The organism is Myxococcales bacterium (assembly GCA_016699535.1).
GTDB lineage: Bacteria > Myxococcota_A > Polyangia > Polyangiales.
This window is the reverse complement of record CP064980.1, coordinates 3,334,956-3,350,423: the sequence shown is the minus strand read 5'-3', so window position 1 is coordinate 3,350,423 and position 15,468 is coordinate 3,334,956. Positions and strand designations below refer to the sequence as shown.

Annotated in this window: 16 protein-coding genes; 7 read left to right on the top strand and 9 right to left on the bottom strand. The window is 50.5% G+C overall.

Features of this window, described 5'->3' with window-relative positions:
* Positions 1-72 precede the first annotated feature (72 nt).
* The 5 genes from IPJ88_15795 (at position 73) to vanZ (ending at position 5,570) form a co-directional block, all read left to right on the top strand.
* Entirely contained in the window at positions 73-600 is a 528-nt protein-coding gene (locus IPJ88_15795; protein ID QQR89637.1) for a Rieske (2Fe-2S) protein, read from the top strand.
* Complete coding sequence (locus IPJ88_15790; protein ID QQR89636.1) at positions 597-2,297, top strand: cytochrome b N-terminal domain-containing protein; 1,701 nt, start codon at positions 597-599, stop codon at positions 2,295-2,297. The genes IPJ88_15795 and IPJ88_15790 overlap by 4 nt, the downstream gene beginning before the upstream one ends.
* Positions 2,298-2,436: 139 nt before the next feature.
* Positions 2,437-3,471, top strand: coding sequence for a hypothetical protein (locus IPJ88_15785; protein ID QQR89635.1), 1,035 nt, complete (start codon positions 2,437-2,439; stop codon positions 3,469-3,471).
* A gap of 230 nt (positions 3,472-3,701) precedes the next feature.
* On the top strand, positions 3,702-5,135 hold the full coding sequence (miaB, locus tag IPJ88_15780) for a tRNA (N6-isopentenyl adenosine(37)-C2)-methylthiotransferase MiaB (GenBank protein QQR89634.1): 1,434 nt from the start codon (positions 3,702-3,704) through the stop codon (positions 5,133-5,135).
* A gap of 6 nt (positions 5,136-5,141) precedes the next feature.
* Positions 5,142-5,570, top strand: coding sequence for a VanZ family protein (gene vanZ / locus IPJ88_15775; protein QQR89633.1), 429 nt, complete (start codon positions 5,142-5,144; stop codon positions 5,568-5,570).
* A gap of 157 nt (positions 5,571-5,727) precedes the next feature.
* Here the strand turns inward: vanZ and mltG are convergent, their stop codons facing one another.
* A complete protein-coding gene (gene mltG / locus IPJ88_15770; GenBank protein ID QQR89632.1) occupies positions 5,728-6,627 on the bottom strand; it encodes an endolytic transglycosylase MltG in 900 nt (299 codons plus the stop codon).
* A complete protein-coding gene (gene ruvX, locus IPJ88_15765) occupies positions 6,608-7,054 on the bottom strand; it encodes a Holliday junction resolvase RuvX (GenBank protein ID QQR89631.1) in 447 nt (148 codons plus the stop codon). Before ruvX ends, mltG begins: the two co-directional genes overlap by 20 nt.
* 29 nt (positions 7,055-7,083) lie before the next feature.
* Here ruvX and IPJ88_15760 point away from each other — a divergent pair, with 29 nt between their 5' ends.
* Positions 7,084-7,902 (top strand): dihydroneopterin aldolase, encoded by an 819-nt coding sequence (locus IPJ88_15760; GenBank protein QQR89630.1) that lies wholly within the window; start codon positions 7,084-7,086, stop codon positions 7,900-7,902.
* Positions 7,903-7,911: 9 nt separating this feature from the next.
* Here the strand turns inward: IPJ88_15760 and cysN are convergent, their stop codons facing one another.
* From cysN to IPJ88_15725, 7 genes are all read right to left on the bottom strand, one after another.
* Positions 7,912-9,753, bottom strand: coding sequence for a sulfate adenylyltransferase subunit CysN (gene cysN, locus IPJ88_15755; protein QQR89629.1), 1,842 nt, complete (start codon positions 9,751-9,753; stop codon positions 7,912-7,914).
* A 5-nt stretch (positions 9,754-9,758) separates the two neighbouring features.
* Positions 9,759-10,676 carry a sulfate adenylyltransferase subunit CysD gene (gene cysD / locus IPJ88_15750; GenBank protein ID QQR89628.1) on the bottom strand — a complete coding sequence of 306 codons (918 nt, stop codon included), beginning with the start codon at positions 10,674-10,676 and terminating at the stop codon, positions 9,759-9,761.
* Entirely contained in the window at positions 10,676-12,340 is a 1,665-nt protein-coding gene (locus IPJ88_15745) for an alkaline phosphatase family protein (protein ID QQR89627.1), read from the bottom strand. The genes cysD and IPJ88_15745 overlap by 1 nt, the downstream gene beginning before the upstream one ends.
* 12 nt (positions 12,341-12,352) lie before the next feature.
* Entirely contained in the window at positions 12,353-12,712 is a 360-nt protein-coding gene (gene queD, locus IPJ88_15740; GenBank protein QQR89626.1) for a 6-carboxytetrahydropterin synthase QueD, read from the bottom strand.
* Positions 12,713-13,022: 310 nt separating this feature from the next.
* Positions 13,023-13,358, bottom strand: a complete 336-nt coding sequence (locus IPJ88_15735; GenBank protein QQR89625.1) for a hypothetical protein — start codon at positions 13,356-13,358, stop codon at positions 13,023-13,025.
* Positions 13,295-13,861: a hypothetical protein gene (locus IPJ88_15730; protein QQR89624.1), complete on the bottom strand. Its 567-nt coding sequence runs from the start codon at positions 13,859-13,861 to the stop codon at positions 13,295-13,297. The genes IPJ88_15735 and IPJ88_15730 overlap by 64 nt, the downstream gene beginning before the upstream one ends.
* Positions 13,840-14,625, bottom strand: coding sequence for a DUF455 family protein (locus IPJ88_15725; protein ID QQR89623.1), 786 nt, complete (start codon positions 14,623-14,625; stop codon positions 13,840-13,842). Before IPJ88_15725 ends, IPJ88_15730 begins: the two co-directional genes overlap by 22 nt.
* Before the next feature lie 324 nt (positions 14,626-14,949).
* Between IPJ88_15725 and IPJ88_15720 the strand changes: the two genes are divergently transcribed.
* Positions 14,950-15,462: an AraC family ligand binding domain-containing protein gene (locus IPJ88_15720; protein QQR89622.1), complete on the top strand. Its 513-nt coding sequence runs from the start codon at positions 14,950-14,952 to the stop codon at positions 15,460-15,462.
* Positions 15,463-15,468 lie beyond the last annotated feature (6 nt).

The window sequence follows — 15,468 nt, the reverse complement described above, 5'->3', positions numbered from 1 at the left end:
TTGACATAAGTAGTTCAATCTAACACCGTAAAATGTAACTCAAAAAAGCGTGATTTGGCTAGAGGAGTATAGATGGAAGAAAGAAAGCGTCAAACACGTCGCCAACTCTTAAAAACAGTGACCTACGGCACAGCTACCCTTTTGAGTGCGGTTTTTGCTGTTCCGTGGATCGGCTATCTTGTTGACCCTTGGTTTCGGCGGAACAAGACTAAAGATCGTTGGGTCCCTATCGCGAAGCTTGAACACTTGGGGGAGACGCCCATATCGTTTGCGGTGATAGGTGATGCGCGTGACGCTTGGATTAAAAATGAAAAGCAGACACTGGGCACGGTGTGGCTAAGCCGTTCTAGAAAGGGAGAGCTAAGGGCTCTAAGTGCCGAGTGCCCGCACCTTGGATGCAAAATCGCTCTGGCAAAAAATAAAAGAGAGTTTGCGTGTCCATGCCATAAAAGTGCCTTTGCTCTTGATGGAAAAGCCCTTGCTGGACCGTCTCCTCGTGCGCTTGATGAGCTAAAAACCCGGGTGAAGGGCAATTCCATCGAAGTTCAATTTAAGCGTTTTGAGCTACAGACTTCAAAGAAAATAGAATTGGAATCATGATGGAGTTTCGCCAATGGCTGCAAGCCCGTACGGGGTATCAACAACTCCTTGATCGTTATTTGCATCACGAGCGACCCGGGGGAGCCAGTTGGTCGCGCGTCTTCGGACGTGTTCTTGTTTTGCTGCTTGTGATTCAGTTGTTTTCCGGCGTGTTGCTTATGCTGGTGTTTGTACCCGGCGTGCAATCTGCTTGGCCGAGCGTGATGTATATCCAAAGCCAAATGACTTTGGGTTGGTTTGTGCGCGGTGTGCATCACTATGGAGCCTCTGCAGTGATGATTGTGCTTGGACTGCATTTTGTTCAAACAGCAACCTATGGCGCCTATAAAGCTCCACGTGAACTAAGCTGGTGGTTTGGTCTTGCCTTGATGGCCTTGCTGCTGGGGATGGCGCTAAGTGGCTACCTTTTGCCGTGGGATCAAAAAGCTTATTGGGCTTCCAAAGTAACGACGAGTGTCATTGGAGGTCTGCCGTTTGTGGGTCGCGCGCTCAAATCACTTTTGTTGGGCGGCGATCAGTACGGGCAGCTCATGTTGAGCCGCTTCTTTGCACTTCATGTTGCTATTTTGCCCGCGTTCATTGTGTTGCTGGTCGTGATGCATCTTTTGCTGTTTCAGCGACATGGACCACTTCGACGCTATCCGTATCGAACAAATCCAGCCAAGCACTCGCAACCCTACTATCCCTTTCAGCTTGTTCGAAATCAAATCGCAAGTGTTATCACCGTGGGCGCGATTATCTATTTTACGTTCAAGGGGCATGGCGCTCCTCTCGATGCGCCTGCCGATCCAAGTGTTGTGTATCCGCCGCGGCCTGAGTGGTATTTTCGTTTTTTATTTCAGTTGTTTAAAATCCTACCATCGGATTTTGAAAGCATAGCAGCGGCTCTCATTCCCGTTCTGGTTGCAGCGTTTCTTATCGCACTACCATTTTTGGATCATGAACCAAAGATGGGATTAAGGCCTCGTTTGAAATTCATATTACCGATCATCGGCGCAGGACTATTCATAGCCGGACTAACGGTCTGGTCATTTTACGATGATTTGCACGATGTTGATTTTCTAAGAAGCAAAGCCAGCGCTGCCAAGCGTGCAGAGCGTGCGTATGCGATAGCTCAGCAGGGCGTTCCTCCAGAGGGACCGCTGTTCATGCTGGCTAATGACCCTGTGATTGGAGGTCAGGATCTGTATCGCAGAAACTGTCAGCAGTGTCATATTCTTCATGGGGAGGGCGAGCGACAAGCCCCGGATCACACCGCGTTTGCCTCGCGGGAGTGGATCATGGCCCTGCTAGAAAAACCTCAGGCGAATCGGTTTTTTGCAAAGACAGATATCGACGACATGCCCTCGCAAAAAAAACTGGGGCAAAAAAAACTCACCGCGATTGTCGAGTTCCTGTTCTCTCTTGGTCAAGAGCCAACGGATTTGCCCGTTAATCAAGAGCTTGTTGAAGAAGGTGCGCGTTTGTTTCAGAGCAAATGCATGGGCTGTCATCGTTACGAAGGAGATGGCGACTACGATGGCCTTGGCGGCCCTGACCTGAGTGCTTACGGATCAGCGCAGTGGATTTACCGGCAAACAGCCGATCCTGAACACCACTACGGCGAGCTAAATGAGATGCCAGCCTTTGCCGAAGATCTCAGCGAATCCGAGCTCAGAGTGCTTGCCGACTTTTTACGTTTCGAGCGCGCTCAATGAGCATCGGCCTGTAGTGAACTGAGGCTTTTTGTATCCACTCCTTGGATTCCACACCCCGAGCAGATCAGCTTTTCTCTTAGATAGAAGCCTGTCTTTATCTCAATATCCGTTCGAAAAGATTGTATTGTTATCCAAGAACATGGCACAGAAATTGCTTATTAAAATGACTATCATGATGAATCCTTATTTCCAACAACGTCATACCTGTACAGGCATTGTATTGTTTCTTTGCCTTGGCTTACTATTGTCCAATTGCAGCGCGCACAATGAAGAAGCTGATCTTGCAGCGGAAGATGCTTCGGCTGAAGCCATTAGTCTAACGGCAGCGGTCGGCTTTACTTTTGGCTGGCCAGTGGTCGGTGTGGTTGTCGGGGCTGGATTGCTGCTATATGGCCTAGACCGATATGTTGACAGTGGCCTTGCAGCAGAGAATTGGACCACGATCAAACAGCTGTATGCTATTGATCAGGCTTTGCGTCATGCTCCCTTAGTCGTCCTGCAAGAGTTCTGGAATTATGTCACCGATAGCCTGCAAGCTATAATGGCAACGTCCGAAATAAGTCTCGATGATGCACGACTAGGTCAAACCAGTATGCCAGGTCAGGGAGGATACGGAGACTACGATGTGGAGGACTACCTTACTCCGCTTGACCTCAAGCAAAGCTTGTCCATCCATACCAGCGCGGATATTGATCTAGAGCTTGAAAAACCTCGTATCGATCAATGCAAAGCCACCATTTTGGCGCTCCACGGGATTATTACTCAAGTCAATGGCGCGCTGTTTACTTCGGAGCTTGTGACTCAACTATGGTACGGCAACGTGGCAATGCTCGCGCGACAGGCTATGTTCAACCCGGCCGTCGCTCAAGTGGCTGAAGGCGTACCCTCAGGAGCCTTTGTTGCTATTGCGTGTTCAACGCCCGGCGCCGTGGTTGTGGGAGCCGATGGGATTCCTGGGAATAGAGCCGTTCTCTTGATCAACGTGGGCTTTGGCATCACCGGCGCGCAACCCGTAACCATGATGACAGAAGCTAGCTCTGCTACCGCGCAGCCTTTGGAAACCTTTCGGGCTTCAGCAGCAGCCCTGCCGGTGTTTAACTCGGATGGGGTTGTAGGATTTTCTGGCGGGGGTGCCTTGTTCGGACTGCCCGTGATACCTTCGCCCATACCGTGACGCAAAGCCACCCGTGCTTTTCTGCGGTTGTTTTCTCTACGCCAAGCCACTCAAAGGCTTCTGCTTTGCTTCTCGTGCAGACCTGAAATTGGGGTAATTATTCAAAATTACTTGGCCGCTTGAATTTTTGCCAATTGCCTCTAAAAGGGAGCGTTGTATTTGTGCGTTGTGAATCCTTGCATCGGCTTTGTGGCGCCATTGTCCCTTTCAATCATTAACAGAAGCTTTTTGTGTCCAAATACCTCATCCAAACCTTCGGCTGCCAAATGAACGTCCATGACTCGCGTCGCATGGAAGAGGTCTTATCGCAGGCCGGCTACGAAGCTGCACAAACAGCATCGGATGCCGACGTAATTGTGTTTAATACTTGCAGTATTCGCGAAAAGGCCGAGCACAAATTGATGAGTGCACTGGGCACCTATCGTCCGCTGAAACATATGCGCCCTGATCTTGTTCTGGCGGTGGCTGGCTGTGTTGCGCAACAAGAAAGTGAAAAGCTTTTAAGAAAAGTCCCATATCTCGATGTTGTGTTGGGCCCGGACAATATCCCCGAACTGCCGGCGCTTATCGAACATGTTCGCTCAGGTGGCCCCCCGGTTGCACGCACCGTTTTTGACAATGATAATCCTTCGTTCCTGCAAGCCACGCCACGTGCAGCGCGCGATGAAGTTTGCAGTTTTGTTACTATCATGAAAGGTTGCGATCAGCGTTGCAGCTTTTGCATTGTTCCTTACACCCGTGGCTCCGAGCGCTACAGGTCTGCCGATGACATCATCCATGAAATTAAACATATGGTAGAGGGTGGTATCCGGGAAGTGACGCTCTTAGGACAGACCGTTAACTCTTGGTATGAACCTGGCACTGCAGATATTAATTCAATGCTCGCGCCCCACCAGCGCGCGCTCGACAAGAGTTCCCAATTTGCTTCGCTGCTCCAACGCATCTCGGATGAAGTCCCAGCTTTGTCACGCCTACGGTACACCTCGCCGCATCCACAGCATCTTACCGACGAGTTGCTTGAAAAACATGCGTCGCTTGAGGTATTGGCCTCGCACGTTCATCTGCCCGTTCAGTCCGGATCCAATCGCGTTCTGAAACGCATGATTCGTCGCTATACGCGTGAGCACTACATCGAGCGTGCTAAAGCCTTACTGCAAAGCAGAAAAGGCATGACGCTTTCCACTGATGTGATTGTGGGCTTTCCGGGCGAGAGCGACGAGGATTTCGAGCAGACCTTGGATCTGATCAAAAGCGTTGGCTTTGTATCAGCTTTTGCGTTCAAGTATTCACCGCGGCCCTTCACGCCTTCGTTAAAGCTCGAGGACGACGTTTCGGAGGAAGTGAAAGATGAACGTCTCGCTGCGCTTTTGTCGTTGGTGGCTGAGCAGCAAGATGCTCATCTTGAAAGTCTCGTCGGTACAATTCAGTCCGTGCTGATCGAGGGGCCCTCGCGGGGAGTGCAAGGCCGTTTCATGGGTCGCACCGAGCGCAACGAAATTGTGCACGTTGACCTTGCTCCGGAGCAAAACCCTGTGGGCCAGCTGCTCGAAGTTGAAATTTGCCAAGCCTTCAAACACTCGCTGCGTGCAGTCAAGCGAGGTGAGTCGCTGGCTCCGGTTCCTGCTAAAAACACTCGTCGATTACCGTTAGCTGGTGTACAGTAGTTCTCGATGATACGGACACACGCTCGAGCCATCCTATCGTGGTTGCCTGCTGCTTTGTACATGACACTTATCTGGGGAGTATCCGCGATTCCTGCGGGTCATCTGCCGAAAGTAACTTTTTTGGTGCATGACAAGCTCTTGCATTTCACAGAGTATTTCGTGCTCGGTGTTCTCGTATACTTTGCCTGTCATGTAAGCTTTGCCCATCTAAACAATCGTTTTCGCTATCTCTTAGCTTTTGTGATTTCCGTGAGTTGGGGGATCATCGATGAATGTCACCAATACTACGTGCCAAAACGCATCCCCTCCGTAATGGACTGGCTTGCTGATACAACCGGCGTCGCCTTTGCTCTGTCCCTCATCGCATTACTCATAACGCTACGCACCCGCCGTCGCATCCCCGACGACAGCGTAATCAATCACTTTAGTGGTTAAAAAAATGCTCACTGGTCTTGGTAGTGGATTAGGCAAGGACTGCACCAGAGCGTCTGCATGTGGCGCATTGAGACAGTGCGGGAGTAGAAGAGGCTTATAGCTTCCGCAGTTTGTAGTCTAGAAGGCTCAGGTGCAGCTCTTGCCCAATTCGCGGCTTCTAATCAGTTTTAGTAGGAATTTTTTTCAAATATTTATTGATGCCCTGCTGATGTTTATCGAGGGTGCGGCTGAAAAGGTGGCTGCCATCACCGCGTGAGACGAAGTATAGAAAATCATGCTTCTTGGGCTTGAGCACTGCAGTCATGGCGGATAAGCCAGGGTTACTGATCGGACCGGGCGGCAAGCCTTCGATGAAATAAGTGTTGTAAGGGTTTTGAGGATCCATGCGTTGCGTTTTGCCCAAATGTTTTCCGTCAAAACGTGCGCAAGAAACAAGCGCGGATGAAGCTAGCTTGCACCCATAAGCAAGGGTAGGGTCAGCTTGCAAACGTTTTGGAGAAAAAGTTGTGCTTGTAAGCCGGTTTAGAAACACTCCAGCAATGATGGCCTGCTCCTCTTTCCTTTGAGCTTCTTTTTCTATGATTGAGGCCAAGATGAGTACTTCGTAAGAACTCCAGCCAAGGGTGTCATGGAGGCTATCCAGAGCTCGGCGATTATCATCCCAAAGCGCTTGGCTTTTGTTTTTGTAGTTGTTCACCATCTTCTCGACGATGATTGCGGCAGAGCTTTCCTTTAAAAACTCGTAGGTGTCTGGGAAAAGATAGCCCTCCAGGCTGTGGCCGCTGAGCCCTAAGTAGCGCACGAACCTTTCATCTTCACAGGCACTAATAAATGATTGTGCATCAATGACCCCAAGCTTTTGCAAGCGCGCACCGATCATAAAGGTATCAAAGCCTTCGGGGATAGTGACACGTACATGCCGTGCACGATAGGCAGCCCGCTTTTCTCTGGCTTCCTTGTAGGAAAAGAGCGCAAAGGCAAGCGCAATGATGATGAGCACACCCAGGGAGCCAGCAATCAAAGTAAGTGTTTGTTTGTTAGCTTTGCGTTTGGCCATCCAAAAAACTCTGCAGAATGATCACGGCAGCCATTTGATCGACAACTTGCCTTTGTTTCTTTGAAGAGAATCCTGCTTGATCGAGACGGTCATGAGCTTCGACGCTACTAAGCCGTTCATCCCAGAGCATCACTTGAACATTGATGTGCTTCTGAAGTTCGTCGGAAAAAATGCGTGTTCGCTTTGCGGCATCACCCTCACTGCCGTCCATGTTGAGCGGCAGCCCGAGCACGACGACATCGACTTCGTAGTCAAAAATACAAGTCTTTAGTTCCTCCCAAAAGTTTTTGCCTCGAGCTAGTGTCTTTAACGGCAGGACGAGCTCTGCGTTTTCTGCAAGAGCCAGGCCTACGCGCTTGCTTCCATAGTCGATGCCTAAAAAACTCACCGGCAGCGGTTTAACAGTTCCTCCTCCGTTCGGCAACATAACGCAATGCCCTTCTAGACAGACATGTCATGAAAACATCCGATATATGCCAGATTTGTCATGATTCAATGAAAATTACGCCAAATATTGGTCTGTGTCGCGGACCTGTGTATGCTGCGTTCATGACAATCGGGACCATACGTCTTAGTGGCTTGGAACTGGATGCTTTGCTTGGCGTCTACACTCACGAGTTGGATAAACTGCAAACCGTGCAGGTTGATCTCGAGATGCAAGTCGACATCGGGCAAGCCGCGTATCTTGAGAAACTAAAGTACACGGTTGGTTACGCGCAGACCGCTGAACAGGTTCGGTTTTTGCTTGGCCATTGCCGTTACAGACTACTTGAAACGGGTGCGCAGGTTTTGCTTCGTTGTCTGCTAAGTCCACCGATTGCATCCGTAGAGCACGGCGCAGTGCTTGAGGCGAAAGTCACTTTGAAAAAACCTGGTGCGCTTGACGGTTTTGGGGTGCCTTCGCTTAGCGTAACAGCTCGACCAAGTGAGATTAAAGCTGCTGCGCAAGTGGTTCAGGGAGTCCACCGTCGTTGTTTTCATGACGGAAAAGATGCGCTAATTTACCGCCTTGATCTTAAAACAGATTCGAGTCCAATCATCGAGGAAGCTTCGGCGTCGATGATGGTACTCAGTCCAGGTATACAGTGGAAAGGAGACGCTCTTGCTGTTAATGCGGTGGTGCACTGCACGCCGGAGAGCATCAGCGACTTTAAAAACACTGCACAAAACCCAGCTTCGGTTCTCATCATTGAGCGACGCTACGTCGATGCGCGCTATCATCCAAGTGAGCACCGTCGTGACAGAAAAACCAGCTCCATCTTCCCGATGTTCTAGGGTGTTTCCCTAGATGGTGATACGGCCTTGTTTTTTCAGTGCACTGATAATGAAATCGACGGCTTGTTCGATACGCGTGTGATCAAGGGCTACGGTGACTTCAGGGTTCGCGGGCTCTTCAAAGCCGGAAAAATCAGCACCAGGTCGTCGCTCTTTACAGAGCTCAAGTGAAGTGTTCACGTAGACTTGCACAAAGCGTTGATCGCCTATGCGTGAGCGAACAGCTTCGCGATCGTCGTGCTTGTAACTTGGAAAAGCACAGATAGCGATAAGACCCGCGTGTGTAACGGCTTTGGCAGATGAAATCATGGACGACAAGGTTTCTTGCGTCGGATCGATGACCGTAGCCGTGCATCCCAAGTCAAAAAGGCGGCGCTCAAGGGCGTAGGCGAGGGTCCAGCGTCCTGAACCTGGAAGGCCGGTGAGCCATACGACAGCGCCATGTTGCCCCAAGCGGTGCATTCGTTCTGCGCGGCTGATTTGGCTTTTTGGCTTTAGTGCCGAGCCTGCGCGAAGTTCGCGAAGGGCCTCATCGAATTCTTGTTTGGTCGTACTGGGCCCAATCATTCCCGCTGCCACTGTGTCGTTGCTCAGTGAGTCGATGAGAATAAAGGCACCGGTGTTTCGGTTTTTTGTATAGGCATCGAAGTAAATAGCGCGATGACACGATAAACTCACCTTGCCGATGTCATTGAGACCAAGGGTTGAAGCCTCCACCTCTTTTAAGGTGTCCATGTCTTTTTTCCAATGAACTTTATCGATTTGAACGCGTACACTTTGGGTAGTGTGCTTTAAAATGTAACTCTTTTCTGAATCAAGCTCTTTTTCGTTCATCCAGACAAGGCTTGCATCAACGCTTCGCCCAACAGAAGGTAGACTGTTTGCTTTAACCAGCATGTCGCCTCGGCTGATATCAATCTCGTCATCCAAACGGATGGTGACGGATTGGTTTGCACAAGCTTGTTCGAGTTCGCCATCAAAGGTGTCGATGGAACTTACGTGACTTCGCTTGCCCGACGGAAGCGTGATAATTTCATCGCCCCGGCTGATAGAGCCAGAAACAATTTTCCCAGCAAAGCCGCGGTAATCAAGATGTGGCCGAATCACAGTCTGCACTGGAAAGCGAAAATCGTCAGGGTTTTGATCTTCTGCAAGCGCTACGGTTTCAAGATAGCCAAGCACTGTGGGTCCGGTGTACCAAGCGGTGTGCGGAGAAGCGGACACAATGTTGCTGCCCTTAAGTGCGCTAATGGGGAAAAAGCTTACTTCCTTGAAAGCTAGGCTGTCAGAAAAAGCAGAAAAGTTTTTCTTGATGCGTTCGAAAACGTGCTGATCGTAACCAACAAGATCCATTTTGTTTATACAAACAGCGAGATTTGGAATCCCTAACAGGGATGCGATATAGGCATGTCTTCTGGATTGCTGCAGCACGCCCAAACGCGCATCAATAAGAATGAGTGCGACATGCGCGGTGGATGCGCCTGTAACCATGTTACGCGTGTACTGAACGTGCCCTGGTGTGTCGGCGATGATAAATTTACGTACTGCTGTTGAAAAATAGCGGTAGGCGACATCGATGGTAATGCCCTGTTCGCGCTCAGCACGTAGCCCATCTGTAAAGAGTGAGAAGTCGATATCTTCGCCTTCTATGGCCGTGGCCTTGCGTACCGATTGCAATTGGTCTTCGTAGACCATTCCCGTGTCGTGAAGAAGGCGTCCAATGAGGGTCGATTTGCCATCGTCCACAGAGCCCACTGCAACAAAACGTAAGAGCTCTTTGTTTTGATACGATGCGAGATAGCCTTCGATGTCGCTTCGAATCAATTCGTCATCTTGTTTTACGATTGACATGATGATTAAAAATAACCTTCTCGTTTTTTGAGCTCCATCGAGCCCTCGGTGTCAAAATCAATAAGCCGGCCTTGACGTTCAGAAAAACGTGTAAGCAGCATTTCTTGAATCAGTTTAGGCACGGTGTCGGCGTCCGATTCAATAGCGCCACTTAGGGGGTAGCAGCCTAAAGTGCGAAAGCGAACCTTCTTCATTTCGGGTTTTTCACCTGCCTCAAGGCGCATGCGTTCATCGTCTGCCATGATCCACGTGCCAGCCCGCTTAACCACAGGACGCTCTTTGGCAAAATAAAGTGGCACAACAGGGATGTTTTCCTTCCAGATGTAGAGCCAGACGTCGAGCTCGGTCCAGTTGGATAGAGGAAAGACTCGTACGCTTTCCCCTTGCCGAATCCGTGTGTTGTAGACCTCCCAAAGTTCGGGCCGTTGGTTTTTGGGATCCCATTGCTGAAAACGGTCTCGAAAGGAAAAAATCCGTTCTTTGGCCCGGGAGCGCTCCTCATCGCGGCGTGCTCCACCAAAGGCGCAATCGAATTCGTGTTGCTTGAGTGCTTGCAGCAAAGCTTGCGTTTTCATTACCTGGGTGTAGCTGCTACTACCATAGTCAAAGGGGTTGACATTGTTTTGCACGCCTTCTTTGTTCGAGTGCACTAAGAGCCGCATGCCATACTGCTTGGTGTATTGGTCACGAAACGCGATCATCTCTTTGAACTTCCAGGTGGTATCCACATGGAGCAGAGCAAAGGGCAGCGGCGCCGGATGAAATGCTTTGCGCGCAAGATGCACCATCACGGCCGAGTCCTTCCCGATCGAGTAGAGCATCACGGGCTTATCAAAACTAGCAGTCGCTTCGCGGATGATGTGAATACTTTCCGCTTCGAGCTGCTTGAGATGATTGAGTTGGCTTTTTAGCGAAGGTTTCATTACTTGCTTGTCTCTAAGAGCGATGGCCGCTTTAGGGCAGGTAGTCCTAACAAATCAGCAAGCGTCGATGCAATACGTCGTTGATCGTATAGTTCGTTACGAATCATTTCCTGGCTCCCTTGTGGCGTTTGCGCCGCGTCAGCATGCGCTCGACTGCGCCACACAATAACGGGAACTTGCCGGTCATGTGGCCAAGGACTTCCGTGTGTGGTGCCGCCTTTGGCGCGTGGTACCGTGTTTTGTCCTGGAATAATGTACATATCCGCGCCAAGTTTTGCGGGTAAAGACAGGCGAATGGCTTCGCGCAAAGGATCTTTTTCTTCGCTTTCGGAACTAAATTCCGCCGTGTCAAATACGCGAGAAACGCCAGATAGTTTTGTGAAATACTCGGTTGCTATCGCGATTAACTTTTTGCGTTTGTCGCCAGTTTTTGCTTCTTGTGCAAAGTAAAGCAATGGAAATTCGAGATAAGCGAACCACTTTCCCTGGCCCAATTGTTTTTGCGCCAAGGTGTTCAGATCGTTTAGGGTTGCTTCGTAGTCAAGACGGCCACCTTCTTCCGGGTGCTCCGATTTTTCGGGCAGTGGATAAGAGCCATGATCGGAAGTAATCAGCACGGAAAGGTCGGTTGTCTTTTCAAGCTGAGCGACAAACTGTCCGAGCATACGATCGACGCGAATAAGATTGTCCAAATACTCCCAGGACTCGACGCCAAAGGTGTGACCGATTTTGTCGGTGCCAGAAACAGACACCATTAGTAGATCGGGATAACTGTCCTGTCCTAAACCGTAGTGTTCAACTGCTTTTTCGGTAAACTTCAATAGGTAAGCCGTAGCTTGCGGGGTGTACTCAAAAGCAACGTAGGGTTCTTTGGCCTTTTTAGGGTCGTGAGGAAAGGTGGTGCTCCAGCCTTCAAGCGTGTCTTCCCCAGGGCCCTCATCGGCGCCTACTACCGATGTGTACAGTTTTTGATTCTCAGCGTCCCATGCGCCCCAAAACTGAGCAACTGTGTGGTCCTTGTTCCAGCTCGATATCCATGAGGGCTCTTCTTTGCTGTAGTAACTGGAGGTGCTCATCGCGCCATCGTTTTCTCGAGGCGTGTACCATGCTGCCAAGTCTGCCTTTTTACCGCCTGAAACAACCGCAGGCCAAGGCTTGATTGAAATCGATACAACCTTGGATTTTCCTCTGCTTTGTACTTTGAGAAGGTCGCCTACGGTTTGTGCCTCGAGTTCATCAGGGCTAGCAAAGTGCGCGGTGTCTGCAAAAACCCGATGCTTGCCGGTGTCGACAATCATGCGTACATCGTTGCGTTTGTAGTCCCAGACCCGGTTGGCGCCGATCCCGCTGTGTCGTGGTGGCTCCCCGGTAAAAATCGCCGCATGACCCGGTGCTGTAAACGTGGTTGCGTGCGCAAGTTGTACATATTTGAAGTATTCAGCTTTCGGCAAATGGCTCCGAATCAAGCCATGTTCGTCGAGGTAGGGGAGGTAGCGCTCCAGCGCCCAGCTTCCTACTTGGTCAAGAACAATACTCAATACCAGAGGATGCTTTCCATACGCTTTGTTTGGAAAGGTGCTTTCAGTTGTTTGGGGTGTGCAGGAAGAAAAAAGAATGACGAGTAATACAAGTGAACGAATAAGCATGTTTCTCCGAAGGTTCATAGTAAGAACCATTTAAAGGTATACCGTTGCTGCCGAGGTGCAGGTCTCATGGATTGTCACCGAATGAAGTTTGGCGCCCTTAATGGTGATGTGCTCAGCAATCCACGCTGCGAGGACTTCGCTGGTTGGATTTTCCAATCCTTCGATGTCGTTCAGATAGTGATGATCCAAGATATCCATAAGAGGCTGCCAGGCCGAACGCAGCTCTGCGAAATCAACAATCCAGCCCTTCCTCGGATCTACGGGACCCCGAACGCGAAGGGTGACGCGAAAGCTGTGGCCGTGAAGATTGAAGCATTTGTGATGCTCGCCGACCTCCGGCAAACGGTGAGCTGCTTCAAAACCAAAGGTTTTTTCGATTTCTGTTTGCATGGGGCGAATGCCGTCCCTATACCCAATAATCAGCTTCACCGGTAGTCGCCCGACTAAAAAGCGATTTGCTCTGCAATTATCTATAAATAACAGCAGTTTAGAGTGACGTGTTTAATTCGTGACGCTGCAGACGAAGGGCGCAAACAGCGATTTGCTCCGCAATTATTCGACCAAGGGTGCCAACCTCCTTTTTCCACTTAGCCGTACAGCGGTCCGCCGGAACCAAGGGCGAACCAAGGGTGCCAACCTCCTTTTCCGCTGAGCAGTGCAGTGCTCCACCGGGTCCAGAGGTGCCAACCTCCTTTTCCACTTAGCAGTAGAGTGCTCCGCCGGCGATTCCCCAGGTCATGGTGTAGCGCGCGTTGATTTCTGAGCGTGGCTGAAAGCACATGTGCTTGCCCTTGCGGTAGCGGTAAGCGTCGATGCCAAACGGACCAAAATAACCGGCTCGATGTAAGGCCTTCGCTACATTATTTGCCTGTTCGCGTAGTTCGCCTTCTTCGTTGGCAAAAATCTTTGCTTCAGCTGCTTGGCCACTACGCCATACGCCGTGTTCATCGACGATTTGTTCTACTGGATCGCCTATCCGGTATTCACCCGCCTCGTTGACAAATCCGTGGATGGAAAACTCGATGTCGATGGCCACTTCAGGTTCGACTTGCAAACCATCATACCTTCGAGGCTTGCTTCAATCCAGCGATGATCTTGATCACACAGCGTCTCGCTGCTCACCGAACGACTTGCCCGGCCAGCCATCGCCAAAGGACGTTTAAGCAGGTAAGGGCTGCCGCTTTGAATGACTTTAATCACTTCTGCCTTGTCGGTAGCAAAGTGTGCACCCTCTAGGGTTTGCCCGAGCTTTGCGCAAAACGCGCGATGATTAACTGTGCGCAAAACATCAACCGACGGCGCCGCTGCTGCGATAACCCCCTCTCGTGCAAGCCGAGCAAGCGCATGTGGGGTGGGACAAAATGCTTTTCCTATAGAGCCCGGTTTAGGCTTGTCCAAACCAGCAATAGTATCGCCTGTGGCGATAAAAGGCAGTTTTCGCAAATCATAACTTTGCAAGAACTGCGTGGCGTTTTTAGGAAGCGAGTCGCCGGCCAGTTCTAGCTCAGCATCGAAATTTATAACCCAATGGCTTCCCATTGCTCCAGCTCATCACAAAAGTCTTGCCCAAGCGAGGCTTTGGCTCGCGCCGCGCGATTGAGCGGCCGTCCCTTCATCACCATCGGCGATAGCGGCGCAGGCAAATGCTTGCTCCATTCTTTAAAGTTAAGCTCTGCACCAAAAGCGCAAAACCAATGGACTGCGAAACGCACATGCCCGATCTCTTCTTGGCCCACATGCCGCTGCAAAGCCGCTCCGCTGTGATCGCCGGCTGCCTCGAAAATGCTCGCAAAGCGCTCGCTGTGATCGAGGTTGGCAGCTTCAAAACCCATGCCCATGGTTGCCACATATTCGGTAGGGCTCTGGCATTGCGGAACGCGATTCCAAAACCAATCCCGCACCTCAAAAGCGCCCACGGCGTAACCCAAGCTTTCAATGTATTCGCGGTACATCGCCATATGCCGCAACTCATCGGTGGCGATCTTCACAAGGCCGCGCCGAAAACTTTTGGGTGCATCTGGAAAACGCAGCAAGCACCAACACATCAGTTCCGCCGCCTGAAGTTCGTGATGCAAGAAAGTATGCGCCGCACGCGCACGTGCCAAAACCGAACGGTGTGCCCCTCGAAAGCCACGCGCCTTCTTTGTGACGACTAATTCCTCCGGGCGGCCCGGCCGCAAATCAACGCCAGCAAATCCATCCGCCGCAAATCGCTTCGGCGGCGCAGAAGGCTCTAGCTTGTCGCTCAAACGCGTGCTCAAAATAAAAGCTTGAGCCCACTCTTCTATAGTCGTTGATTCCATCTCGCTGCGCTCATGCTCTCTTACAACGTTAAAGCCTTCAAAGCTTCCAATGCATTTGGGGGTAGAGCTTGACCCCAGAGCAGGCGCCTATCAAGTGTTCAAGCCACCCGATGTAACGCGCTGCGCACATGACAGAACTAGCATGTTTTTTTGTTATAACATGCCACTGTTGGCATATTATATGGTCAAAAGACGCCAGAATTGGCAATTGCCGAGTGCCCCATGTCACCCATAAAGGAGCCTGGCACTTTCTTTTGCAAGATCGATAACGTTATTGTGTTCATTTCGATTTGATGGAAACTTTTCTCCAGACTGGAGGTCTCAATGAAGCCCCTGTTTGTATTGCTTTGTCTTGGTCTGGTGGCGTGTGGCGGTTCAACGATTTCGGGAGCGCCAAGCAGCGCTACGCCGAAACCGGTTGTCCAGCGAAAAAGCTCCGACAAGGTTTCTGCGCCCGCACGTTTTGTTTTTACGCGAGATGAAGCTTTCAGCAAATCCAAGTTTGGAATCGACCTCAAAGTGTATCCGGTCCGAGATGCCACCCAAAACCAGGTGGGCATGGTTACGGTTGAAACCACCCACGGTCATCGCCAGGAGTTTTACGATGTTGCAAGTTTCTTTGTTTACTACATCATCGAAGGGCAGGGCGCTTTTATCATCAACGGGCACAAACAACCTGTCAAAGCCACTGACATCATTGTCGTGCCTCCGAACCACAAATTCTACTACGCTGGAAACCTGAAAATGCTCTTGGTGACTTCCCCAAGTTGGCAACCTGAAAACGAACGCGAAGTCCGAAAACTAACCAACGAACAAATTGAGCAAGCCTTCCGATAACGACCA

Coding starts and splice junctions, on each gene's coding strand:
- IPJ88_15790 (QQR89636.1), top strand. CDS start 597: ATGATGGAGTTTCGCCAATGGCTGCAAGCCCGTACGGGGTATCAACAA.
- IPJ88_15720 (QQR89622.1), top strand. CDS start 14,950: ATGAAGCCCCTGTTTGTATTGCTTTGTCTTGGTCTGGTGGCGTGTGGC.
- IPJ88_15785 (QQR89635.1), top strand. CDS start 2,437: ATGGCACAGAAATTGCTTATTAAAATGACTATCATGATGAATCCTTAT.
- IPJ88_15730 (QQR89624.1), bottom strand. CDS start 13,861: ATGGGAAGCCATTGGGTTATAAATTTCGATGCTGAGCTAGAACTGGCC.
- mltG (QQR89632.1), bottom strand. CDS start 6,627: ATGGCCAAACGCAAAGCTAACAAACAAACACTTACTTTGATTGCTGGC.
- IPJ88_15725 (QQR89623.1), bottom strand. CDS start 14,625: ATGGAATCAACGACTATAGAAGAGTGGGCTCAAGCTTTTATTTTGAGC.
- queD (QQR89626.1), bottom strand. CDS start 12,712: ATGCAAACAGAAATCGAAAAAACCTTTGGTTTTGAAGCAGCTCACCGT.
- cysN (QQR89629.1), bottom strand. CDS start 9,753: ATGTCAATCGTAAAACAAGATGACGAATTGATTCGAAGCGACATCGAA.
- vanZ (QQR89633.1), top strand. CDS start 5,142: ATGATACGGACACACGCTCGAGCCATCCTATCGTGGTTGCCTGCTGCT.
- IPJ88_15795 (QQR89637.1), top strand. CDS start 73: ATGGAAGAAAGAAAGCGTCAAACACGTCGCCAACTCTTAAAAACAGTG.
- cysD (QQR89628.1), bottom strand. CDS start 10,676: ATGAAACCTTCGCTAAAAAGCCAACTCAATCATCTCAAGCAGCTCGAA.
- IPJ88_15745 (QQR89627.1), bottom strand. CDS start 12,340: ATGAACCTTCGGAGAAACATGCTTATTCGTTCACTTGTATTACTCGTC.
- IPJ88_15760 (QQR89630.1), top strand. CDS start 7,084: ATGAAAACATCCGATATATGCCAGATTTGTCATGATTCAATGAAAATT.
- ruvX (QQR89631.1), bottom strand. CDS start 7,054: ATGTTGCCGAACGGAGGAGGAACTGTTAAACCGCTGCCGGTGAGTTTT.